This is a genomic window from Streptomyces sp. NPDC101118 (genome assembly GCF_044759445.1).
Classification (GTDB): Bacteria; Actinomycetota; Actinomycetes; order Streptomycetales; family Streptomycetaceae; genus Streptomyces.
Genome location: NZ_JBIVZG010000008.1, coordinates 129610 through 151742, shown reverse-complemented (window position 1 = coordinate 151742; position 22133 = coordinate 129610). Strand labels below are relative to the sequence as shown.

Sequence of the window (22133 nt, the reverse complement as noted above, 5' to 3'; positions counted from 1 at the left end):
CGCCCCGCAGACGGGGGGCGGGGCGGCCCGGTACGGGGGCGGGGCCGGCCCGGGACGGGGCGGGCCGCCCAGCCCCCGATCAGCCGTCCGGCTCCGCGTCGCCCGGCTCCGAGTCGCCGGGGTCCAGTACGGACAGGGCCGCGGCCGGGTCGGGCTCGCCCGCACCCGCGGGCACCCACCGGCCGGCCTCCTCACGGAAGGGCCACCAGCGCCCGTCGCGCCCGTAGCGCAGCTGCGCGCCGGAGTCGCGTACGGTCCACCGGTTCCGCACCCCGCGGAGCACCGGGCCCTCGCCCTCCTCCCAGGCGGCCGCCAGCGCCGCCCGCATCCGGACCCGCTCCTCCCGCCCCGGCTCCCACTCCTCCTCCAGCACCTCCAGCGCCGCGGCGCCCCCGTACCGCCAGGCCCGCACCGCCAGCGCCAGCCCGCGCCGGTCGCGCCCCGTCCCGGCCGCCAGGCGCCCCAGCACCCGCAGATCGGCGGCGTCCGCGGCAAGCCGCACCGCATCCTGATCCGGCGTCAGCGAGATCTCGCACGGCCGGAGTTCGTGCCCTGGCGCCACCGCCTCGGCCAGCAACCGGTGGGCCACCCGGGCCGCGGACTCGGCCAGGAACTCCAGCGCGTCCACATCGACCCCGCCCCCCGGCTCCCGCTCCGTGTCCAGCGACGGCGGCTGCCCCGGCACCTCCGGCACACCGGGCAGCTCCGGCAACGGCGCCAACAGGATCGCGGCGGTCGCGAACGCCTCGGCCGCATCCACCCCCTCCACGGCCCCCTCGGAGCCGACGGCACCCGCCCCATCCGCACCACCCCCGGCACCACCCCGGTCACCGGACCCGGCACCGGACCCGGCACCAGACCCGGCACCGGCCCCCGCACCGGACCCCACGCCCGCCCCGGCCAGCCCGGCCGCCCGCACCTGCAGCGCGTCCAGCACCTCACGCTCCCCGCGCCCCCGCAACAGCATCAGCACGAACGGATCGCGGTCCAGCAGCCGCGCCACCTCGTGGCACAGGGCCGCGCTGTGCGCACAGTGGTCCCACTCCCCGCACTCACACTCGGGCTCCAAGTCGCCGATGCCCGGCAGGAGTTCCACCCCGGCCGCATCCGCGTCCTGCACCAGCTCGGGCGGCACCACCCGGTCCAGCAGCGCCGCGATGTGCCCCGCCTCGCCGGCCGCGACCGCCAGCAGCCGGTCCCAGTCGCCCGCGTCGAAACACCGCACCAGCACATCGGCGCGGTACGCCTCCCCGTCCCCGTCCGTGACCACGGCCGTCAGCCTCCCGGGACGCACCGAAACCGCCCCGACCCCGCCGGCCCGCGCCAGCCGCCGCCCGAGCTTGACCTGCGAGCCGTCGAGCGCGCTGTGCTCCAGCGCCCGCAGCCACGCCCGGCCCCACCAGGTGTCCGCGAAACCCCGCCCGTGAGCGGCCGGCGGCAGCGCCGCGAACGTCAGCTCCCGCCCCTCCTCCCCGTGACCGCCGCGCGCATCGCCGTAACCCGCCGTCCCCGGGCCCGTACCCGCACCCATACCCGCACCCATCCCCGTCACCGCATGCCTCCCCGCAGCTCCACGAGCTCCGCCAGTTCCGCGTCGGTCAGTTCGGTCAGCGCGGTCTCGCCTCCCGCGAGCACCGCGTCGGCCAGCGCCCTCTTCCGCTCCAGCAGCGCGGCGATCCGGTCCTCGACCGTGCCCTCCGCCACCAGCCGGTGCACCTGCACCGGCTGCGTCTGCCCGATGCGGTACGCGCGGTCCGTCGCCTGCGCCTCCACCGCCGGGTTCCACCAGCGGTCGTAGTGCACCACATGGCCGGCCCGGGTGAGGTTCAGCCCCGTGCCCGCGGCCCGCAACGACAGCAGGAACACCGGCACCCCACCCGACTGGAACCGGTCCACCAGCTCCTCGCGCCGCCGCACCGGCGTCCCCCCGTGCAGCAGCTGCGCCGCCACACCGCGCGCCGCCAGGTGCCGCTCGACGATCCGGGCCATCGCCACGTACTGCGTGAAGACCAGCACCGAACCGCCCTCCGCGAGGACCGTGTCCAGCAGTTCGTCCAGCAGCTCCAGCTTCCCCGAGCGGCCCGCCACCCGCGGCCGCTCCTCCTTGAGGTACTGCGCCGGGTGGTTGCAGATCTGCTTCAGCGAGGTCAGCAGTTTCACGACCAGACCGCGCCGGGCCAGTCCGTCCGCGGCCGCGATCTCCGCCAGCGTCTCCCGCACCACCGCCTCGTACAGGCCCGCCTGTTCGGCCGTCAGGGACACCGCGTGGTCGGTCTCCGTCTTCGGCGGCAGCTCGGGCGCGATGCCCGGATCGGACTTGCGGCGCCGCAGCAGGAACGGCCGCACCAGCGCGGCCAGCCGCTGCGCCGCGAGGGGATCGGCCCCGCCCTCGACAGCCGCCGCGTACCGCGAACGGAACGTGCCCAGCCGCCCCAGCAGCCCGGGCGTCGTCCAGTCCAGTACGGCCCACAGCTCCGACAGGTTGTTCTCGACCGGAGTTCCGGTGAGCGCCACCCGCGCCTTCCCGCCGATCGTCCGCAGCGCCCGGGCCGTCCCCGAGCGCGGGTTCTTCACGTGCTGCGCCTCGTCCGCGACGACCAGGCCCCAGGGGACGGCGGCGAGCGCGGGTGCGTCCAGGCGCATCGTCCCGTACGTGGTGAGCACGATCTCGCCGGCGACCGGCCCGGCCCCCTGGCCGATGCCGGTCCCCCCGCCGGTGCCGGTGCCGGTGCCGGTGCCGGTGCCGGTGTCCGCGGCCGGGCCGGTGGCCGCGGCCGCTCCTCCCAGGCTCCGGGCGCCGCCGTGGAAACGCCGTACCGGGGTGCCCGGCGCGAACTTCCCCACCTCCCGCTCCCAGTTGCCCAGCAGCGAGGCCGGGCAGACGACCAGGGTGGGCCCCGCGGTCGTGGGATCGGCCTGGCGGTGCAGGTGCAGCGCGATCAGGGTCACGGTCTTGCCGAGGCCCATGTCGTCCGCCAGACAGCCGCCGAGGCCGAGCGCGGTCATCCGGGCCAGCCAGTCGAGTCCGCGGAGCTGGTAGTCGCGCAACACCGCGTTGAGTCCCGGCGGTTGGGGCACGGGCGGGACGGGATCGCCCGTGCCGTGCGGCTCGTCGCCGCGCTCGGGGTCGGCCAGTCGCTGCCGGAGGCGCTCCAGGGGACCGGTCGCGGTGACGTCGAACCGCTCGCCGTCCACCTCCGCCGTGCCGGTCAGTACGGCGGCCAGCGCGTCCACCACGGGCACCTTGCGGTCCTGGCGCCGCTGGGCGCGCCGGGCCTCCGCGGGGTCGATCAGCACCCACTGGTCGCGCAGCCGCACCAGCGGCCGGCCCGCCTCGGCCAGCCGGTCCAGTTCGGCGCGGGACAGCGGCCGGTCGCCCAGGGCGAACGACCAGTCGAAGGCGAGCAGCGCATCGGGAGAGAGCAGGGAGGCGCCGCCCGGCGCGTGCTCGGGTCCGTACGCTCCGGGCCGGGCGGAGGGCTCGGGTGCGCCGGGCTCCTCCGGCGGGCCGACCACCGCCCGCGCGGTCAGCCGGCGCGCCAGCTGCCGGGGCCAGTGCACGTCCACGCCGTCGGCGGCCAGCGCACGGGACGCCTCGCCCAGCAGCTCTGTGACCTCCTCGTCGGCCAGTTCGACCGCGTCCGGTACGGCGGCGGTCAGCATCGGCGTGAGCGGCGACCACAGGAGTGCGGCCCGGCGCAGCGCGAGCAGCGCGTCCAGCCGGGCCCGCGGCGAGAAGGACCGGGCGGCGGCGCCGGTGCCGCGCCACACGTCGGCGGCATCGGCGACCACGGAAGCGTCGCCGAGGCTGTGCAATTGCAGTACGACACGGAACACGGCACCCGACAGGTCCGGCCCGCCCGGCCCGCCCGGCCCGCCCGGCCCGCCCGGCTCCCCGGCCCCGGCGGAGTCCGGCAGCCCGGGCAGCTCCACGCGCAGCGAGATCCGCACTCCGGCGTCGTGGCCCGCGGCCACGTCGGCGGCCCAGGCGCGCAGTTCCGGCCGGGCCGGCCGCAGCGGCGGGACGGCGGCGAAGGCCGGTGCGCCCGCGGCGGTCCCGGCGGCGGGGGACCGCGGCAGCGTGTCGGCCACCGCGTCGAGAAAGGCCCGTACCAGTGCCTCGGGATCGGGCAGCCGCAGCGGGCCGGGTCCCGGCAGCGGGACGCAGTGCGCGGAGGGCGGCATGGCGGCCGCCAGCTCACGGACCCTGCGGTGGTCCTCGGTGCCCAGCGGCCCCGCCCGCCACGCGTCGTGGCCGTCCTCGGTCAGGCCGGGCAGCAGCAGCCCGCGTGCGGTGAGGTGCAGGGCCTGGAGTGCCGCCGCGCCCCAGAAGGCGGCGGGCGTCCCGGCCAGGGCGGGTTCGTCGCGCGCGGCGGCGCGGGCCCTGGTCAGGAGGGGCAGGGCGTCCCGTACGGAGACCAGGCGCGCGGTCGTGCGGACGAGGCGGGGTGCTGCGGGGTCACCGGCCGGGCCGGGGGCCACGGTGGCGAGTACTTCGTCGGTGCCGGACGGCAGCGTCGACGGGAGCGTGGTGGGGAACGCGGCCGGGGGCGCCGCATCCGGTGCGTCGAGGTCGGGACCGGGGTGCCAGAGGGCGAACCTGCCGGTGCGGGCGGGCGATCCGGGCAGGAAGACGGCGTGGCAGCGGGCGAGGTCGGAGATCTCTGGGAGCACGCATTCCTCAAATTTGACTACTGGGGGCCGGGGCGGCCGAGGGTACTCCGCTGGACGCCCCGACGGGAGCGGCCGCGCCGTGACCCGGGTCACTTCCGCACCGCGGGAACGGCGCCGGGAGCCGGAGCGTTGAGAGAGCACGAGGCCGGAAGGAGGCGTTCGGGATGTCGAACCGCGGGAAGGTGGCCGCCGCCGGAGTGGTGGCGGCGATCGTACTGTTCTGGGCCGTCGGCTTCTGGGCGGGTCTGCTCGTCCTGATCGGCGTGCCGGCCGCCGCGTACCTGCTGCTCGACGACTCGCAGCGGCGCAGGGTGCGGGGCGTGGGCCGCAAGCGGCTCGGACGCTGAGGCCGGGGATCCTGGGGCCGGGGATCCGGCCCGACACGAGGGGGAAGGACTGAGGATGGGCGCAACCATCACGGCGGTCAGCAGCAACGGCGCGTACTCGTTCACCAAGCCGAACCGGGACAGCATCACGCTGCTCACCGGACTGGGCGTCGAGGGGGACGTCCACTGCGGGGTGACGGTCAAGCACCGCTCGCGCGTGGCGCAGGACCCCACGCAGCCGAACCTCCGGCAGGTGCACCTGATCCACCGGGAGCTCTTCGAGGAGGTCGCCGGGGCGGGCTTCGACGTGGCCTCCGGACAGCTCGGCGAGAACGTCACCACCGAGGGCATCGACCTGCTCGCACTTTCGCGCGGAACGCTGCTGCACCTCGGGGAGGATGCGGTCGTGGAGGTCACCGGCCTGCGGAACCCGTGCCTCCAGATCGACAACTTCCAGGACGGGCTGCTCAAGCAGGTCGTCGGGCGGGACGAGTCGGGGGCGGTCGTGCGCAAGGCGGGCGTGATGGGCGTGGTGCGCCGGGGCGGCGTGGTCCGGCCGGGCGACGCCATCACCGTCGAGGCGCCGGAGGGCGAACACGTCCCGCTGGAACGCGTCTGACGCGGTGCCGGGACGACACCCGTCGGAGCCGGGCCGGGGCTGCGCACACGGCCCCGGCTGCCCGGCGGCGATCTCAGTAGTAGTCGCGCATCAGCTCGGCGGACCACTCGGCCTGACGTACCTCGCCGCGGGGGCCGAACTCGGCCATCCAGGGCTTGATGTCCAGGACGGGGGTGCCGTCGACCGCGTCGAGGCCCGCCACGTGCACGTCCAGGCCATCGACCTTCAGCACGCTGCAGCGCGAGACGGCCAGCCGGTTGGGGCGGTTCTTGCCGCGCTGGGCGAAGATGCCGACCAGCGGCCAGTCCTGGTTGCCGCGTGGGTGGCGGGCGCCGGTCTCGATCCGCTCCTCGGCGACCCGGTCGAAGTGGTAGACGACCTCGATGTGGGAGAAGTCCGCCAGGCCGAACAGCGCCTCGGGCCCGAACCGGACCGGGTCCAGGCGGATCACCGCCGTCTCGCGGCCCCAGTCGTCGTCCACGACCTCGGTCCGTCCGCCGGTCACCGTACCGATGGGCTCGCAGTGCACCTGGGTCACGCCCGTACCTCCCGATCGCGCCATTTCACATGTCACGCTGACATGTCACACGTGATCGTAAGCGCCCGACCGGGCCCGGAACGGGCCGTGCCCCGTCAGGAGGGCCGGACCGCGATCTCGTCCAACGAGGCGAGCAGCCCCGGGAGTTCGGCCCCGCGCCCGATCGGGATCACGCCACCGGGCTCGTCGTCGAGCAGCACGAACGCGATGTCGTCGGTACGGGCCACCATCGACCAGCCGGGACCGTCCACCCGCAGCATCCGCGCCTCGTCCGACACGAACGACGACCGGATCCGTCCCGGCGGCGGGGGCGCGTCGACGTACGCACGGGCCTCGTCCAGCACCCGCCGCACCCCCTCGTGCCCGTACCGGCCACCGGCGGCACCGTCGCCACCTTCCGCCCCGGCGGCACCGTCCTCAGCGGCAGGGTCCGCCCCGGCGGCGTCCCCCGCACCCGCGGCATCACCGTCATCGTCACCGTCGGCGCCTTCCGCCTCCGGCACGTCGAACTGCTCGCGCCACTCACCCCACCGGGCCCCGATCTCGTCGGCTCCCATCCGGCGCTGCGCGGGCCCCCACACGCCCCCGGCCGGCGGCGCGAGCGGCACCCGGAGGGTCCCGTCGGCGCCCTGCTCGGGATCGTGCGGCTCCGGCAGGCCGGGCGCGGCCACGGCGAGGTCGATCGGCCAGCCCCCGAGAGAGGCCACGATGGTCCGCTCGTCGGGCGACAGGTCGTACTCCATGCCGCAGTCCCAGGACGCGATGGCCACCGCGACCAGCGACACGTCGTCGACGATCACGGTCCAGCGGGCGCCCTCCTCGTCCTGGCCGAGCACCATCCCGTACCCCTCCGCGTACGGGGTCAGGCCGAGCAGCGCGCACGCCTCGGGGTAGTCGTCGCCGAGGACGCTGGGGAACCGTGCCGGCGTGAGCAGCACCGCGGACAGCACGAAGAGCGAGCCGCCGGCGTCCTGCCCGGCGGCGTCCCCCGCCGTCACAGCGCCCTCGTCCTCGTCCGTACCGGCCACGTGCCCTCCCCATCGGATGTTCGTCGGCGCACCCTAACCAGTGAGTAACCCACACGTCGAGAGCCCGCCTCGATGATTTCCGCCGCCCGTCGCCCGCCCTGCCGCGGACCCCGCCGCCAGACCGGGCCGCCCACCCCCGGGGCCTTCCGGCCACGCCGTACCGCACGCCCCCGCCACCCCCGGCGGCACCCCCGCGTCACCCCGCCCGGGAGCCCGGGCCGACCGCTGCGCACGGGCCGGATATCCGTCTGCCAAAGCATGTTCCCGCACGTAGAGTTGGGGTTCCGCGACTGAAGGGGAACCAGGTGAAGCGTTACGACCGGCTCAAGGAGATCCTCCGGCTCGACCCCGAGAAGGACTTCCTCACGATCTACCGGCTGACCGCCACCTACGAGTTCCCGTGGGACTTCACCCGGGCCCTGGAGCTCGCCCTGTACCGCACGTACGCCGTCCCCAGCATCGGACGGCTGCTCGCCGAGACCGCCGAGTTCACCGAGCGCCCGCAGAAGCGGTACGACGACACCGCGCTCCTCCTCGACGCGGTCGTCGAGCACGGCTTCGACAGCGAGCAGGGCCGCACGGCGATCCGCCGCATCAACCGGATGCACCGCAGCTACGACATCTCCAACGACGACATGCGCTACGTCCTGTGCACCTTCGTCGTGATCCCCAAGCGCTGGATGGACGTCTACGGCTGGCGCCCCATGACGGGGCACGAGACCCGCGCCGCGGCGCGGTACTACGCCACACTGGGGCGTCACATGGGCATCCAGGACATCCCCGCCACCTTCGAGGAGTTCGAGGCCTTCCTCGACGCCTACGAGAAGGAGCACTTCGGCTGGGACGAGGGCGGCCGCAAGGTCTCCGACGCCACCCTCGGGCTGATGGCCTCCTGGTACCCGGCCCCGCTCGCGCCCGCGCTGAAGGCGGCCAGCCTCGCCCTGCTCGACGAGCCGCTGCTGGCGGCCTTCCGGTACGAGCCCCCGCGCCCGGCGGTCCGCGCCCTGGTCCGCGGCGCCCTGCGGCTGCGGGGCCGGGCCGTCCGCCTGATGCCGCCGCGCAGGGCCCCGCACTACGCCCGCCAGAACCCCGAGATCAAGGGCTACCCGGACGGGTACGAGGTGTCCGCCCTCGGCACCTTCCCGGTGCCCGGCGTCCGCGGCTGCCCGGTGCCGCACGAGCTGCGGGAGGCCATGGCCGAGGACGCCGGCCGTCAGTCCTGACGTACCGCCAGGGCCAGGAAACGGGCGTCCTCGTCGGCGTACGACACCATCCGCCAGCCCGAACCGGCCAGCAGCGGGCCGAGGTTGGCCTCGGCGCGCAGGTCGTCCGGGGTCAGCCGGCGGCCGTGGCGAGCCGCCAGTGCGGCGCGGCCGATCGGGTGGAACAGCGCCAGCCGGCCGCCGGGACGCACGACGCGTGCCAACTCCCTTAGGTTCTCGGCGGGTTCGGGCAGGTGGGCGATGAGCCCCGCGGCGAAGACCGCGTCGAGGCAGCCGTCCCGCAGCGGCAGGCGGGCCACGTCCGCGCACAGCAGAGCGCCGGCGCGGTCGCGCCCGGCCGCGACGGCCCGGGCCAGCATCTCGGGCGTGAGGTCGGCGCCGACGACGGTGCCGGACGGGCCCACGGCCCGGCGCAGCGGGGTCAGGGCGCGCCCGGTGCCGCAGCCGGCGTCCAGGACGCGGTCGCCCGGGTGCAGGCCGAACTCCGCCACCGCGGCCTCGAAGGCGGGGGCGTCGTCGGGGAACTTGGTGTCCCAGGCGGCCGCCCGGGCGCCGAAGAACTCCTGGACGTGTGTGTGGTCGTCGCTCATGCGCCCATGATCCCCCACGGGAGTGCGGTGCCCGTCATACATTCCGTGTGCACCATGCCACCCGGTGTGATCGTACGAGAACGTATCTCTGTCATATTCCAGCAGCTTTCGAAATGCGCCCCTTGTTCGCGCCCTCACCCGGACTAGCGTCCCGGGGCCATGGGACACCTGGACCACGCGGCCTTCGGCTGGCTGACCCCCGTGCTGTCATACGTGATGGCCTCCATCGGCGCCGCCCTCGGGCTGCGCTGCACCGTCCGCGCGCTCGGCGCGACCGGACGCTCCCGGCGCAACTGGCTGCTGACCGCCGCCTCCGCCATCGGCACCGGCATCTGGACCATGCACTTCGTCGCGATGCTCGGCTTCAGCGTCACCGGCACCGAGATCCACTACAACGTGCCGCTGACCATCCTGAGCCTGCTCGTCGCCATGGCCGTGGTCGGCGCCGGGGTGTTCGCCGTCGGCTACGGCAAGGACCGCGGCCGTGCCCTCGTCCTCGGCGGCCTCACCACCGGCCTCGGCGTGGCGAGCATGCACTACCTCGGCATGGCCGCACTGCGATTGCACGGTGACATGTCATACGACCCCCTCACCGTCGGCATCTCCGTCGCCATCGCCGTCGTCGCCGCGACCGCCGCGCTCTGGGCCGCCCTCAACATCAAGTCGCCGGTGGCCGTCGCCGTCGCCTCCCTGGTCATGGGCGCCGCCGTCAGCAGCATGCACTACACCGGGATGATGGCCGTCTCGGTCACCGTGGCCCCCTCCGACGCGGCCCTCCCCGGCGCCACCGCGATGCAGTTCGTCTTCCCCCTGGCCGTGGGCCTCGGCTCGTACCTCTTCCTCACCTCCGCCTTCGTCGCGCTCTCCCCGACCGCGGACGAACGCGCCGCCTCCGCCTCGGCCCAGCGGCTCGGTGCCGGGGCCCCCGCCCACTGACACATCCCAACCACCTCGCGCCCGCCCCGCGCGCCCGCCCCGCCGGGCCCGCCCCCGTCCGCCCGCCCGCGACCCGCCGCACCGTCATCCGGAACGAGGAGCTCATGCGCACACCCCGCAGGACCCCGGACGCAGCAGCGCCCGCCCTGCCCGCGCCCCCGGCGCGCGGCCGCCGCGCGCACGCGGGCCCCCCGGCCGAGGAACACCCCGCGGACCGCCACCCGCTCCCGGACCCCCACCCCGCCCCGGCCGCCGCCCCCCAACGCCGCCGCCCCGGCCTGCGCCCCCGCACCGTCCGCGCCAAGATCGTCTCGCTCCTCATGGTGCCCGTGGTGTCCCTGCTCGCCCTCTGGGCCTTCGCCACCGTCAGCACCGCCCAGGACGTGGCCCGCCTGAGCCGCCTCCAGCAGGTGGACACCGAGATCCGCATCCCCCTGGCCAAGGCGGTCACCGAACTCCAGGCGGAACGTATCGCCGCCGTACGCAACGCCGCCGCCCCCGCCCCGGACCGCGCCGCCGCCCTCGAAACCCAGGGCCGGCGCACCGACACCGCCCTGGCCGCACTCCGGCTCGGCGACCGGCACACCGTCGCAGACGCCGGCGACTACCCCCCGAGCGTCGCCGCCCGCCTCCGCACCTTCGTCCGCGACGCGGGCGCCCTGACGGCCGCCCGCTCCGACACCGGCGCCCCCAAGGCCACACCGTCCGCGGTCTTCGACACGTACACCCGTGTGATCGACAGCGCCTTCGCCGTCGGCGGCGCGCTCGCCGGCAGCCAGGACGGCGACCGCGGCACCGACGCCCGGGTCCTGCTCGACTTCGCCCGGGCCGCCGAACTCCTCTCCCGCGAGGACGCCCTGCTCGCCCAGCGCGACGCCAAGGGCACGCTCACGACCGAGACGCTCCGCCGGTTCACCGGTGCCGTCGCGAGCCGCCGCACCCTCGTCGCCGCGGTCGCCCCCGACCTCCCCGCCGCGGTCCGCGCGGACTGGCGGGCCACCACCAGGGGTGCCGCACACACCGTGCTGACCCTGGCGGAGAACAAGCTCACCGGAGCCCTCGCCGCCCCCGGCAAGCAGCCCGTCCGCACCGTGCCCGCCGACTGGGAAGCCGCCCACGGCGCCGTGGCCGACGCCATGCGCGAGGCCGAAGCCGCCGGGCACACCGGCAGCGCCCACCGGACCGACCCCCTCTACGGCGGACTCGTCAGCGTGGCCGGCGCCGCAGTCCTGTTCGGCCTCGTCGCCGTCGCCGCCTCCCTCGTGATCTCGGTGCGGATCGGCCGGGGCCTGGTCGTCGAGCTGGTCTCCCTGCGCAACGGCGCCCTGGAGATCGCCCACCACAAACTCCCCTGGGCCATGGACCGGCTGCGCGCCGGACAGGACGTCGACGCCACCGCCGAGGCGCCGCCCGGACACCCGGCCGAGGACGAGATCGCACAGGTCGGCGAGGCGCTCTCCACCGTCCACCGGGCCGCGCTCAGCGCCGCCGTCGAACGCGCCGAACTGGCCAGCGGCGTCTCCGGGGTCTTCGTCAACCTCGCGCGCCGCAGCCAGGTCCTCGTCCACCGCCAGCTCAGCCTGCTCGACTCCATGGAACGCCGCGCCGACGACCCCAGCGAACTCGGCGACCTCTTCCGCCTCGACCACCTCACCACCCGCATGCGCCGGCACGCCGAGAGCCTGATCATCCTCTCGGGAGCCGCGCCCGGCCGGGCCTGGCGGATGCCGGTGGCGCTCACCAACGTCGTCCGCGCCGCCGTCTCCGAGATCGAGGACTACCCTCGGATCGAGGTCCGGCAGCTGGCGGAGGCCTCCGTCATCGGCGCGGCCGTCGCCGACCTCACCCACCTGCTGGCCGAACTCATCGAGAACGCCGCCACCTTCTCTCCGCCGCACACCAAGGTCCGGGTGAGCGGGGAGCCCGTCGGCAACGGCTACGTCCTGGAGGTCGAGGACCGCGGCCTGGGCATGGGCCCCGAGACGCTCGCCGAGGCCAACCGGCGGATCGAGCAGTCCGAGGCCCTGGACCTCTTCGACAGCGACCGGCTCGGCCTGTTCGTGGTGAGCCGACTGGCCGCCCGGCACCATGTGAAAGTGCACTTGCGCATGTCACCGTACGGTGGCACCACGGCGGTGGTCCTGCTCCCGACCGCGCTGCTGCAGGGGGCCCTGACCATCGGCGAGGACGAGCGCCCCGGCGGCCGGCCCCGCGACGAGGAGCCCGAGCCGCTGATCTCCGTGCGCGGCGCCCGTCAGGTCGAAGCCCGCCACGCCCCGGCCGGCCGGCCCGCTCCCGCCGACGGTGCCTTCCCACTCGACGGAGCGCTCCCCGGCGCGGGCAACGGCATCCGCCCCGCCGACCGTTCGGGACCCGACCCCGCCGGCCGTCCCGCCCCAGCCCCTTCGGACCGGCCAGGCCCCGCACCCGCCGAGCGGAGCCGCCCCGGTCCGGCCGGTCCGCCCGAGGGCGAGCACCCCCCGGCCCCGGTGGCGGCGCTGCGCCCGCGGGGTGCCGCGGGGGCGGGCGTACGCAACTCGGCTCCCGGGACCTCCCCGCAGGTCCCGCCCGCCCCGCCGTCCCCGGCTGGCCCCCTTCCGGCCGGGGTCACCGAACTGCCCCGCCGGGTACGCCAGGCCAGCCTCGTCCCGCAGCTGCGCGAGGCCCCGGCACCCGCTCCCGCCGCCGGTTCCCGCGCCCCCGAGGACCCCCCGGGCCGCACCCCCGAGGAGGCCCGCGACCGGATGGCCGCCTACCGCGCCGGCTGGGCCCGGGGCACCGACGACGCCAAGAACGCAGCCACCGAAGGAGACCAGTCGTGATCGAACACCACAGACCCGACATGGACACGGCCCGCCGGTCCGGCGAACTCGACTGGCTGCTGGACGACATGGTGGCGCGGGTCCGCGAGGTCCGGCACGCCGTGGTGCTGTCCAACGACGGCCTGGCCGTGGGCGCCTCCAGCGCGCTCACCCGCGAGGACGCCGAGCACCTGGCGGCCGTGGCCTCCGGGTTCCACAGCCTCGCCAAGGGCACGGGCCGGCACTTCCGCACCGGCGGAGTGCGCCAGACCATGGTCGAGATGGACGACGGCTTCCTCTTCGTCGCCGCGGCCGGGGACGGCTCGTGCCTCGCCGTGCTCAGCGCCGCCTCCGCCGACATCGGCCTCATCGCCTACGAGATGGCCCGCCTGGTCAAGCGGGTCGGCGAACACCTCTACACACCGCCGCGGTCCGCGGCGCGGCCGCCGGCCGCGGGCTGACGGGACGGGCCGGGCAGATGACGGGTGGACGCTGGTACGACGCCGACGCGGGCCCGCTTGTACGTCCGTACGCGATGACCGGCGGGCGCACGAAGCCGGGGCCCAGCGGGGTGCGCTTCGACCTGATCGCGCTGGTGGTCGTCGACCCCGAAGGGCTGGACGCGGCGGCCGAGTCGCTCCTCGGCCCCGAACACCGGGCCCTGCTGGGCCTCTGCCGCGACGAGACCCAGTCGGTCGCGGAACTCGCGGCGGAGGCGGACCTGCCGGTCGGCGTGGTGCGCGTACTGCTCGGGGACCTTCTGGAGGCGGGCCACGTCCGGGTGAGCCGCCCCGTACCGCCGGCGCAGCTGCCGGACGAGCGGATTCTGCGTGAAGTCATCGAGGGATTGCGAGCGCTGTGATGGGACATGTCGACGGCTCGGCCGGGGATCCGGCCGCCCTCGCGCTGAAGATTCTGGTGGCGGGGGGCTTCGGGGTGGGCAAGACCACCCTGGTCGGCGCGGTGAGCGAGATACGCCCGCTGCGCACCGAGGAGCTCCTCAGCGAGGCCGGCGAGCTGGTCGACGACACCGGGGGCGTCGACCAGAAGCGGACCACGACCGTGGCCATGGACTTCGGACGGATCACGATCCGTTCAGGGCTGTCGCTGTACCTGTTCGGGACGCCGGGGCAGGACCGCTTCTGGTTCCTGTGGGACGAGCTGTCGCAGGGGGCGCTGGGCGCGGTGGTGCTGGCGGACACCCGGCGGCTGGAGGACTGCTTCCCCGCCGTGGACTACTTCGAGCACCGGCACATCCCCTTCGTGGTGGCGGTCAACTGTTTCGTGGGGGCGCGGCGTTACGGGGCGCACGACGTGGCCCGCGCGCTGGACCTGGACCAGGGGACACCGGTGGTGCTGTGTGACGCGCGGGACAAGGACTCGGGGAAGGAAGTGCTCATCAGGCTGGTCGAGTACGCGGGGCGGGTGCACACCGCGCGGCTGCTGGAGTCGGTCGGGTCGCCGCCGGGGCAGGCCTGAACGGCGCTCTTGACAGCGCTGCGGGGGTGCCGGGGGCCAGGTCCCGAGGCGCCGGGGAGGCACCGGATCGGGGCGGTGCGAGCCCCTCCCGTCTGGGAGAACGCCCGGCGGACCGGATCATGCCCGTGACCGGGGCCTTCCCGCCCGCCACTCCTCTTTGGTCATTCTCACCACCAACCGGGCCTGCGCCTTGCCCGAAAGCCGCTGGTGGGGTTGGCTGGCGGGACAGGTACGCGGGGACGGGGGCGACCGCGCGAACGGGGAGGGCGACGACATGGCGCTGGACAGGCAGCTCGACTGGTTGCTTGACGATCTGATGCGCAGGGTGGACCAGGTGCGGCACGCGATCGTGCTGTCCAACGACGGACTGGTCACCGGGGCGAGCAGCGGGTTGGAGCGGGCCGACGCGGAGCACCTGGCCGCGGTGTCGGCCGGGCTGCAGAGCCTGGCCAAGGGGTCCGGCATGCACTTCAGGGCCGGACAGGTGCGGCAGACGATGGTCGAGTACGACGAGGGGACGCTCTTCGTGATGGCCGCGGGGCCGGGCAGCAGCCTGTGCGTGCTGAGCGCGGCGGAGGCCGACATCGGTCAGGTGGCGTACGAGATGACGCTGCTGGTCAACCGGGTCGGTGAGCACCTCGGCGTGGAGGAGCGCAGCCGCGTCGACTGAGGGCGGGCCGGCCGGGGCGGGCGACTCGGGCGGGGCTGAAATGGCTGACAGGACGGACAGGACGGGCAGGGCTGACGGGGCCCTGCGGAGTTTTCCACAGGCCTGAGCGGATTTCGTCGCGCTGAGTTACGGTCTTCACACAGAGTGGTCAACGACTCGTGGAGGAGACCGACATGAGCACGATGCAGCATGCCGTCACGCGGACCGCGGGATCCGGACCGGACGCGATCGTCCCGGGCCCGCGCCGGGGTCCGCTGCGGACCGTGGGGTTCGCCCGGGCGGCGGAGGAACTGGGCCTGCGGCGCGCCGAGTTCGAAACGGCCCTGGAGATGGGGCTGTTACGGCCGGACGCCGGCCCGGAGCGGTTCAGCCGCACCGGGCTCGACCGGATCAGGTGCCGGGAGGGCTTCCCCGAGGCGCTCCGCGAGCGGGTACGCACCGTGGGCACCGTCACCGGCGCCGAACTCCTGGGCACGGGTACGGAGCGGCTGCGCTCCCTCGCCCGGTGCGGGTACGTCACCCCGGCCGGCTACCGCGTGAACCGGTACCGCGCCCTGGTCTGGCTCTACCTCGCCGGGGAGCTGCGGGAGTTCGGGGAGCGGCGGCCGGAGCTGCTGGCCGGTCCGCTGCCGCCGGAGGACCGCGAGCGGCTCGGTGCCGGGGCGGACGTACGGGCCCGCAACTGGCGCGGGCGGTACACCGGGCTCCGGCTGAGACGTACCGCGGATCCCTGGGAGCGGGCCGCCGTCATCGCCTCGGTGCTGACGGAAGGGGAGCTGGCCGGGGTGGTGCCGGACGCGGGGGAGCGGACCCTGCTGGCCGGCCTCGCACCCCCGCCGCCGTACGGGCACCCGTACGCACCGGCCGCGGCCGCGGTGGCGGCTCCGCTGCTCCGGGCGCAGCAGCCGGACGAGGTGCTCTGGTACCGGGCCAGCCTGGGACTGGCCCTGACCGAGGCGCGGTCCGGAGCGGGGCCCGGGGCGGGGTGCGGGTCGCCCCGCGGGTCAGTCGAAGACGACGGGCGAGAGCGGGCCCACGTAGACCCAGGCGCCGCGCTCGCGGGCGAAGGAGCTGTTCTCGTGGAGTGAGCCGGTGTGGCCGCCCTCGCGATAGTGCGCCCGGAACTCGACCGAGCCCTCCGTGTCGAAGAGGGCGCCGCGCTCCGCGCCCAGGATCTCCAGCCGCACCCACTGCTGGTCCGGGTCGAGGTCGAGCCGGGGCGGGCGGGTCGAGGCGTGCCAGGACCGCAGCAGGTACGGCACGTCGCCGACGGCGAAGGCGCTGAAGCGCGAGCGCATCAGCAGCTCGGCGGTGGGCGCCTGCTGGGCGCCGGAGTGGTACCGGCCGCAGCAGTTCGCGTAGTCGGCGGGCAGCCCGCAGGGGCAGGGGGCGGTCGGGGGCGGGGTGGGCACGCGGGTCAGCCCTTCAGGGAGGCGTAGGGGCGGAAGAGTCCCTCTTGGACCACGGAGACCAGGAGGCGTCCCTCGACGTCGTAGATCCGGCCGCGGGCCAGGCCCCGGCCGCCGTGGGCGATGGGGGACTCCTGGTCGTACAGGAACCACTCGTCGGCCCGGAAGGGACGGTGGAACCACATGGCGTGGTCCAGGGAGGCCATGTCGAAGCCGCGGGGGCCCCAGAGGGGTTCCACGGGGATGCGCACGGCGTCGAGGAGGGTCATGTCGCTGGCGTAGGTCAGCGCGCAGGTGTGCACGAGCGGGTCGTCGCCCAGTGGTCCGACGGCGCGCATCCAGACGGCGCTGCGCGGGTCGGCGTCCTTGACCTCCTCGGAGGTCCAGCGGAGCCGGTCCACGTAGCGGATGTCGAAGGGCTGGCGGCGGGCCATCCGCTCCAGGGCCTCGGGCAGCGTGCCGAGGTGCTCGCGGATCTCGTCCGCGAGGTTCGGGAGCGTGTCCGGCGGGACGAGGTGCCGCGGGGGCAGCTGGTGCTCGATGCTGCCCTCCTCCGGCTGGTGGAAGGAGGCGGTGAGGTTGAAGATGGTGCGGCCCTGCTGCACGGCGGTGACCCGGCGGGTTGTGAAGGAGCGGCCGTCGCGCACCCGCTCCACCTGGTACACGATGGGCACGCCCGGGATGCCCGGGCGCAGGAAGTACGCGTGCAGCGAGTGGACCGGGCGGTCCCCCTCGGTGGTGCGGCCGGCCGCCACCAGGGCCTGGCCCGCGACCTGCCCGCCGAAGACCCGCTGGAGGGATTCCTGCGGACTGCGGCCGCGGAAGATGTTGACCTCGATCTGCTCCAGGTCGAGCAGGTCCACGAGTCTTTCGGCGGGGCTGGTCATCAGGGGGCCTCCACTGCGGTCGGGTTCCGGCGGACGTGTTCCCGCGCGCGGGCGGGGCGGGCGGTCGGGGCGCCGTGCGTCAGAGCTGGCCGACGGAGGTGACCCGGAGCACGGCCCGGCCCTCCTCGTCGGAGGCCGCGAGATCGACCTCGGCGCTGATGCCCCAGTCATGGTCGCCGTTGGGGTCGGCGAAGGTCTGGCGGACGCGCCACAGGCCGTGCGCCGCGTCTTCCTCGATCATGAGGAGCTTCGGGCCGCGGGCGTCGGGGCCGGTGCCCAGGTCGTCGTACTCGTCCCAGTAGGCGTCCATCGCCTCGCCCCAGGCGTCGGCGTCCCAGCCGGACTCCTCGTCCATCCGGCCCAGCTCGGCGACGTCGTCGAAGGCCGCCAGTTCCACGCGGCGGAACATGGCGTTGCGGACCAGGACCCGGAAGGCGCGCGCGTTGGCGGTGACCGGCTTGACCTGGTCGGCCTTCTCCTGGGCCTCCTCGGCCGTCTCCAGCTCCGGGTTGGCGAGCTGCTCCCACTCGTCGAGCAGGCTGGAGTCGACCTGGCGGACCATCTCGCCCAGCCAGGCGATGAGGTCCTCCAGGTCCTCGGACTTCAGGTCGTCCGGGATGGTGTGGTCCAGCGCCTTGTACGCGCTCGCGAGGTAGCGCAGCACGATGCCCTCGGTGCGGGCCAGTTCGTAGAAGGAGGTGAACTCGGTGAAGGAGAGCGCCCGTTCGTACATGTCGCGGATCACGGACTTGGGCGAGACGGGGTGGTCGCCCACCCACGGGTGGCTCTTGCGGTACACGTCGTAGGCGTGCACGAGGAGCTCTTCGAGGGGCTTGGGGTAGGAGATGTCCTGCAGGCGCTCCATCCGCTCCTCGTACTCGACGCCGTCCGCCTTCATGGCGCCGACGGCCTCGCCCCGGGCCTTGTTCTGCTGGGCGGCCAGGATCTGGCGCGGGTCGTCGAGGGTGGACTCCACCACCGAGACCATGTCCAGGGCGTAGGAGGGCGATTCCGGGTCGAGGAGGTCGAAGGAGGCGAGCGCGAAGGTCGACAGGGGCTGGTTGAGGGCGAAGTCCTGCTGGAGGTCCACCGTCAGCCGGATGGTGCGGCCCTCGGCGTCGGGGGTGTCGAGCTGCTCGACGACCCCGCCGTCCAGCAGGGAGCGGTAGATCGCGATGGCGCGGCGGATGTGGCGCAGCTGGTTCTTGCGCGGCTCGTGGTTGTCCTCCAGCAGGCGGCGCATCGCCTCGAAGGCGTTGCCGGGCCGGGCGATCACCGAGAGCAGCATGATGTTGGTGACCTTGAAGCGGGAGGTGAGCGGCTCGGGCTCGGAGGCGATGAGCTTCTCGAAGGTGTTCTCGGTCCAGCCGACGAAGCCCTCGGGGGCCTTCTTGCGGACCACCTTGCGGCGCTTCTTCGGGTCGTCCCCGGCCTTGGCGAGGGCCTTCTCGTTCTCGATCACGTGCTCGGGGGCCTGGGCGACGACGAAGCCCGCGGTGTCGAAGCCGGCCCGGCCGGCGCGGCCGGCGATCTGGTGGAACTCACGGGCGCGCAGCGTCCGCACCCGGTTGCCGTCGTACTTGGTGAGGGCGGTGAACAGCACGGTGCGGATGGGCACGTTGACGCCCACGCCGAGGGTGTCGGTGCCGCAGATGACCTTCAGCAGGCCGGCCTGGGCGAGCTTCTCCACCAGGCGCCGGTACTTGGGCAGCATGCCGGCGTGGTGGACGCCGATGCCGTGGCGGACGTAGCGGGAGAGGTTCTGGCCGAACTTGGTGGTGAAGCGGAAGCTGCCGATCAGCTCGGCGATCCGGTCCTTCTCCTCGCGGGTGCACATGTTGATGCTCATCAGCGACTGCGCCCGCTCGACCGCCTGGGCCTGGGTGAAGTGGACGATGTAGACCGGCGCCTGCTTGGTCTCCAGCAGCTCGGTGAGGGTGTCGGTGATGGGGGTGGTGACGTACTCGTACGACAGCGGCACGGGACGGGTCGCGGACCGGACCACGGAGGTGGGCCGCCCGGTGCGCCGGGTCAGGTCCTCCTCGAAGCGGGACACGTCGCCGAGGGTGGCCGACATGAGGATGAACTGCGCCTGGGGGAGTTCCAGGAGCGGGATCTGCCAGGCCCAGCCGCGGTCGGGCTCCGCGTAGAAGTGGAACTCGTCCATGACGACCTGGCCGATGTCGGCGTGCTTGCCGTCGCGCAGGGCGATGGAGGCCAGCACCTCGGCGGTGCAGCAGATGACGGGCGCGTCGGCGTTCACGGAGGCGTCGCCGGTCAGCATGCCGACGTTCTCGGTGCCGAAGAGCTTGCACAGGTCGAAGAACTTCTCCGACACCAGTGCCTTGATCGGCGCCGTGTAGAAGGTGACCTTGTCCTGGGCCAGGGCGGTGAAGTGCGCGCCGGCCGCGACCAGGCTCTTACCGGAGCCGGTGGGGGTGGAGAGGATGACGTTCGCGCCCGAGACGACCTCGATCAGCGCCTCTTCCTGAGCCGGGTACAGGGAGATGCCCTGGTCCTCGGCCCACGTGGAGAAGGCCTCGAAGAGGGCATCGGGGTCGGCGGTGGGCGGCAGCTGATCAATGAGGGTCACGCCCCCATCTTGCCTGGCTTCTCCCCCGAAGAGGGAACCGGAGGGCCCAACGAAGATCGTCAACGCTACGCTGTGCCGTCGACCGGGCCCGCGCGACGCCGTCAACGGGGCCAGAACACACCACACCACTGGGGCGGGGACGAGCATGATGGGTCCGGCACACTCACTTTCCGGGGCAGCGGCCTGGCTGGGGGTGGGAGCGGCGGCAGCGGCCGCGGGCCACCCCATGCCGTGGCCGGTGCTGGTCGTCGGGGCGCTGATCTGCGCCGGGGCGGCCCTCGCCCCCGACCTCGACCACAAGTCCGCCACCATCTCGCGCGCGTTCGGCCCGCTGTCGCGCGGCCTGTGCGAGGTGGTCGACAAGATCTCCTACGCCGTCTACAAGGCCACCCGCACCCCGCGCGACCCGCGGCGGTCGGGGGGCCACCGGACGCTGACCCACACCTGGCTGTGGGCGGTGCTGATCGGCGGCGGTTCCTCCGCCATCGCCGTCACCGGGGACCGCTGGGGCGTGCTCGCGATCCTCTTCGTCCACCTCGTCCTCGCGGTGGAGGGCCTGCTATGGCGGGCCGCCCGGATGTCGAGCGACGTGCTGGTCTGGCTGCTCGGCGCGACCAGCGCCTGGATCCTCGCCGGCGTGCTGGACAAGCCGGGCAACGGGGCGGACTGGCTGTTCACCGGTCCCGGCCAGGAGTACCTGTGGCTGGGCCTGCCCATCGTGCTGGGCGCCCTGGTCCACGACCTGGGCGACGCACTGACCGTCTCCGGCTGCCCCGTGCTGTGGCCGATCCCGATCGCCGGGAAGCGCTGGTACCCCGTCGGCCCGCCGAAGGCGATGCGCTTCCGGGCCGGCAGCTGGGTGGAGCTGAAGGTGCTCATGCCGGTGTTCATGCTGCTCGGCGGCGTGGGCGGAGCGGCGGCCCTGAACTTCATCTAAGGCCCGTCCGGCGATCACGACCCTTGTCCGCGGGGCCGTCCCGGCGTCCCGTAACAGCCCTGCCACGGCCGTGCGTGGCGGGGTGGGCATCCAGGGTTGAGGCGTACATGATGTCTGCCGACGAGCCGTCAGGTCCGTCGGCTCGCACATGACTGGGGGGACACGGCATGCGCACGAGCAAGGGCACGACCCGGAGAGCGGTCGGCACGGCGGCCGCGGGGACCGTACTCGCCGCACTGGCGCTCGCGGCACCGGCACACGCGGCCGCGGGACAGGAGGCCGCCGGACAGGCGGCGGGGCACCAGGCCACGGCGCGGGCCGCCGGCGGCACCGCGGGCACCCTCACCGGCACCGGCTGCACCCCGTCGATCCGGGTGCTCGCCTCCCTGCCGGGGCCCGGCGAGGACCCGCGCCCCTGGATGGCCACCACCGAGGTCCGCGGCATCGGCCCGCTCGGCCTCTCCGTGGGCCGCTCGCAGAACCGACCGGTCTACTGGACGGGCACCGCCGTGCACGCCGTCCCGCTGCCGTCCGGCTACACCACAGGCGTCGTGGAGGCGGTCAACCGCTGGGGCCTGATGGTCGGTTCGGTCTCCGGGCCGGGCCTGGCGCCGCTCGCCTTCCGCTACTTCCCCGGCGCCCCCGCCGTCGGCATCCTGCCCGGCGGCACCCACGCCACCGACGTCAACGACTGGGGCCGCGCGGTCGGCTACCGCCGCACGGCGGGCGGCATGACCGGCCTGGAGTGGTCCGGCGGCAGCCTCCGCCGCGAACTGCCCCTGCCCCCGCACATGACACGCCTCGAAGGGGTCAGCGGCATCAACAACGCCGGCCGGATCGTCGGCGACGGCTTCGGCCTCGTCGGCGACGAGGGCTACGACGCCGGCCTGCTCTGGGCCGCCGACCCGGCCACCCCGCCCACCGAGCTCCCGGACGTCCACCCCGGCGACACGTACAGCAAGTACGAGCCGCGCGACATCGACGAGTCCGGCCGGATCGCCGGCACCTACGGCTTCACGCACACCCTGATCTCCAACGGCGCCCACTGGCTGCCCCCGTACGCGGCCGTCACCCACGCGCCCGGCCTCGGCGACCGCACGCAGAGCACCTTCGAGGACATCAGCCCGACCACGAACGTCAGCGTCGGCACGGCCTCCGACTCCACCATCGTCGGTCCCTGGCCGCCGGAGACCGCCCCGCCGTACCAGGCCACCTACTGGAAGGGCAGCGGCCCGCTGCTCGGCCTGCCCCGGCTGGCCGCCACCCCGACCGCGCACGCCGGAGCGTTCACCGTCACCGACCACGACCAGGTCGGCGGCTTCGCGGTGGACGCCGCCGACGTGATGCACCCGGTGATCTGGACCTGCGCCTCGAAGCAGGCGACCCTGCCGGCCGGCGGCTCGTAGTCCCGGCACGTCCCCGC

At 74.5% G+C, this 22133-nt stretch carries 20 protein-coding genes; 12 read left to right on the top strand and 8 right to left on the bottom strand.

The genetic code is table 11. The annotated features are described in order from the left end of the window. Window positions 1-79: 79 nt before the first annotated feature. Both ACIQUQ_RS16090 and ACIQUQ_RS16085 read right to left on the bottom strand, forming a co-directional pair. The gene (locus ACIQUQ_RS16090; protein WP_403976288.1) at window positions 80-1543 is read right to left on the bottom strand and encodes an SWF or SNF family helicase; all 1464 of its coding nucleotides are present in this window, start codon (window positions 1541-1543) and stop codon (window positions 80-82) included. A gap of 5 nt (window positions 1544-1548) precedes the next feature. After that, window positions 1549-4674 (bottom strand): DEAD/DEAH box helicase, encoded by a 3126-nt coding sequence (locus ACIQUQ_RS16085; protein ID WP_403975974.1) that lies wholly within the window; start codon window positions 4672-4674, stop codon window positions 1549-1551. Window positions 4675-4838: 164 nt separating this feature from the next. Here ACIQUQ_RS16085 and ACIQUQ_RS16080 point away from each other — a divergent pair, with 164 nt between their 5' ends. Beyond that, window positions 4839-5021 (top strand): hypothetical protein, encoded by a 183-nt coding sequence (locus tag ACIQUQ_RS16080; protein WP_403975972.1) that lies wholly within the window; start codon window positions 4839-4841, stop codon window positions 5019-5021. Between the two features lie 55 nt (window positions 5022-5076). Continuing rightward, entirely contained in the window at window positions 5077-5619 is a 543-nt protein-coding gene (locus ACIQUQ_RS16075) for an MOSC domain-containing protein (protein ID WP_403975970.1), read from the top strand. A gap of 73 nt (window positions 5620-5692) precedes the next feature. Here the strand turns inward: ACIQUQ_RS16075 and ACIQUQ_RS16070 are convergent, their stop codons facing one another. Then, window positions 5693-6181 (bottom strand): SAM-dependent methyltransferase, encoded by a 489-nt coding sequence (locus tag ACIQUQ_RS16070; RefSeq protein WP_403975967.1) that lies wholly within the window; start codon window positions 6179-6181, stop codon window positions 5693-5695. Window positions 6182-6252: 71 nt separating this feature from the next. Next, complete coding sequence (locus tag ACIQUQ_RS16065) at window positions 6253-7185, bottom strand: hypothetical protein (protein WP_403975965.1); 933 nt, start codon at window positions 7183-7185, stop codon at window positions 6253-6255. A gap of 305 nt (window positions 7186-7490) precedes the next feature. On the opposite strand from ACIQUQ_RS16065, the gene ACIQUQ_RS16060 reads away from it, so the two are divergent. Then, on the top strand, window positions 7491-8408 hold the full coding sequence (locus ACIQUQ_RS16060; protein ID WP_403975962.1) for an oxygenase MpaB family protein: 918 nt from the start codon (window positions 7491-7493) through the stop codon (window positions 8406-8408). On the opposite strand, the gene ACIQUQ_RS16055 is transcribed toward ACIQUQ_RS16060, so the two are convergent. Beyond that, entirely contained in the window at window positions 8399-8998 is a 600-nt protein-coding gene (locus ACIQUQ_RS16055) for a class I SAM-dependent methyltransferase (protein ID WP_403975960.1), read from the bottom strand. The two genes, ACIQUQ_RS16060 and ACIQUQ_RS16055, sit on opposite strands and share 10 nt — an antisense overlap. A gap of 159 nt (window positions 8999-9157) precedes the next feature. Between ACIQUQ_RS16055 and ACIQUQ_RS16050 the strand changes: the two genes are divergently transcribed. The 7 genes from ACIQUQ_RS16050 to ACIQUQ_RS16020 all read left to right on the top strand — a co-directional run bounded on the left by ACIQUQ_RS16050 (window position 9158) and on the right by ACIQUQ_RS16020 (window position 15972). Continuing rightward, the gene (locus ACIQUQ_RS16050) at window positions 9158-9934 is read left to right on the top strand and encodes an MHYT domain-containing protein (protein ID WP_403975958.1); all 777 of its coding nucleotides are present in this window, start codon (window positions 9158-9160) and stop codon (window positions 9932-9934) included. Between the two features lie 104 nt (window positions 9935-10038). Continuing rightward, window positions 10039-12756, top strand: a complete 2718-nt coding sequence (locus ACIQUQ_RS16045) for a nitrate- and nitrite sensing domain-containing protein (RefSeq protein ID WP_403975956.1) — start codon at window positions 10039-10041, stop codon at window positions 12754-12756. A gap of 20 nt (window positions 12757-12776) precedes the next feature. Then, a complete protein-coding gene (locus ACIQUQ_RS16040) occupies window positions 12777-13196 on the top strand; it encodes a roadblock/LC7 domain-containing protein (RefSeq protein ID WP_403976286.1) in 420 nt (139 codons plus the stop codon). 17 nt (window positions 13197-13213) lie between these two features. After that, a complete protein-coding gene (locus tag ACIQUQ_RS16035) occupies window positions 13214-13597 on the top strand; it encodes a DUF742 domain-containing protein (RefSeq protein WP_403975953.1) in 384 nt (127 codons plus the stop codon). Further along, window positions 13597-14214, top strand: a complete 618-nt coding sequence (locus ACIQUQ_RS16030) for a GTP-binding protein (RefSeq protein WP_403975951.1) — start codon at window positions 13597-13599, stop codon at window positions 14212-14214. Before ACIQUQ_RS16035 ends, ACIQUQ_RS16030 begins: the two co-directional genes overlap by 1 nt. Before the next feature lie 274 nt (window positions 14215-14488). Beyond that, window positions 14489-14884, top strand: coding sequence for a roadblock/LC7 domain-containing protein (locus ACIQUQ_RS16025; protein ID WP_399948087.1), 396 nt, complete (start codon window positions 14489-14491; stop codon window positions 14882-14884). A gap of 173 nt (window positions 14885-15057) precedes the next feature. Continuing rightward, window positions 15058-15972, top strand: coding sequence for a DUF6397 family protein (locus tag ACIQUQ_RS16020; RefSeq protein WP_403975949.1), 915 nt, complete (start codon window positions 15058-15060; stop codon window positions 15970-15972). Here the strand turns inward: ACIQUQ_RS16020 and ACIQUQ_RS16015 are convergent. The 3 genes from ACIQUQ_RS16015 to ACIQUQ_RS16005 form a co-directional block, all read right to left on the bottom strand. Next, entirely contained in the window at window positions 15889-16296 is a 408-nt protein-coding gene (locus ACIQUQ_RS16015; RefSeq protein WP_403975946.1) for a YchJ family protein, read from the bottom strand. The two genes, ACIQUQ_RS16020 and ACIQUQ_RS16015, sit on opposite strands and share 84 nt — an antisense overlap. Window positions 16297-16301: 5 nt before the next feature. Next, complete coding sequence (locus ACIQUQ_RS16010; protein ID WP_399948093.1) at window positions 16302-17180, bottom strand: acyl-CoA thioesterase; 879 nt, start codon at window positions 17178-17180, stop codon at window positions 16302-16304. A gap of 79 nt (window positions 17181-17259) precedes the next feature. Then, complete coding sequence (locus ACIQUQ_RS16005) at window positions 17260-19773, bottom strand: DEAD/DEAH box helicase (RefSeq protein WP_403975944.1); 2514 nt, start codon at window positions 19771-19773, stop codon at window positions 17260-17262. 145 nt (window positions 19774-19918) lie between these two features. Here ACIQUQ_RS16005 and ACIQUQ_RS16000 point away from each other — a divergent pair, with 145 nt between their 5' ends. Continuing rightward, window positions 19919-20710, top strand: a complete 792-nt coding sequence (locus ACIQUQ_RS16000) for a metal-dependent hydrolase (RefSeq protein WP_403975942.1) — start codon at window positions 19919-19921, stop codon at window positions 20708-20710. A gap of 167 nt (window positions 20711-20877) precedes the next feature. Further along, window positions 20878-22116, top strand: coding sequence for a hypothetical protein (locus ACIQUQ_RS15995; protein WP_403975940.1), 1239 nt, complete (start codon window positions 20878-20880; stop codon window positions 22114-22116). The last annotated feature ends 17 nt before the right edge of the window (window positions 22117-22133 follow it).

Excerpts from the sequence above, each read along its gene's own strand:
- ACIQUQ_RS16025 (WP_399948087.1), top strand. The coding sequence starts at position 14,489 with ATGGCGCTGGACAGGCAGCTCGACTGGTTGCTTGACGATCTGATGCGC.
- ACIQUQ_RS16075 (WP_403975970.1), top strand. The coding sequence starts at position 5,077 with ATGGGCGCAACCATCACGGCGGTCAGCAGCAACGGCGCGTACTCGTTC.
- ACIQUQ_RS16070 (WP_403975967.1), bottom strand. The coding sequence starts at position 6,181 with ATGGCGCGATCGGGAGGTACGGGCGTGACCCAGGTGCACTGCGAGCCC.
- ACIQUQ_RS16000 (WP_403975942.1), top strand. The coding sequence starts at position 19,919 with ATGATGGGTCCGGCACACTCACTTTCCGGGGCAGCGGCCTGGCTGGGG.
- ACIQUQ_RS16090 (WP_403976288.1), bottom strand. The coding sequence starts at position 1,543 with ATGGGTGCGGGTATGGGTGCGGGTACGGGCCCGGGGACGGCGGGTTAC.
- ACIQUQ_RS15995 (WP_403975940.1), top strand. The coding sequence starts at position 20,878 with ATGCGCACGAGCAAGGGCACGACCCGGAGAGCGGTCGGCACGGCGGCC.
- ACIQUQ_RS16050 (WP_403975958.1), top strand. The coding sequence starts at position 9,158 with ATGGGACACCTGGACCACGCGGCCTTCGGCTGGCTGACCCCCGTGCTG.
- ACIQUQ_RS16055 (WP_403975960.1), bottom strand. The coding sequence starts at position 8,998 with ATGAGCGACGACCACACACACGTCCAGGAGTTCTTCGGCGCCCGGGCG.
- ACIQUQ_RS16035 (WP_403975953.1), top strand. The coding sequence starts at position 13,214 with ATGACGGGTGGACGCTGGTACGACGCCGACGCGGGCCCGCTTGTACGT.
- ACIQUQ_RS16010 (WP_399948093.1), bottom strand. The coding sequence starts at position 17,180 with ATGACCAGCCCCGCCGAAAGACTCGTGGACCTGCTCGACCTGGAGCAG.
- ACIQUQ_RS16080 (WP_403975972.1), top strand. The coding sequence starts at position 4,839 with ATGTCGAACCGCGGGAAGGTGGCCGCCGCCGGAGTGGTGGCGGCGATC.
- ACIQUQ_RS16045 (WP_403975956.1), top strand. The coding sequence starts at position 10,039 with ATGCGCACACCCCGCAGGACCCCGGACGCAGCAGCGCCCGCCCTGCCC.
- ACIQUQ_RS16040 (WP_403976286.1), top strand. The coding sequence starts at position 12,777 with ATGGACACGGCCCGCCGGTCCGGCGAACTCGACTGGCTGCTGGACGAC.
- ACIQUQ_RS16030 (WP_403975951.1), top strand. The coding sequence starts at position 13,597 with ATGGGACATGTCGACGGCTCGGCCGGGGATCCGGCCGCCCTCGCGCTG.
- ACIQUQ_RS16020 (WP_403975949.1), top strand. The coding sequence starts at position 15,058 with ATGAGCACGATGCAGCATGCCGTCACGCGGACCGCGGGATCCGGACCG.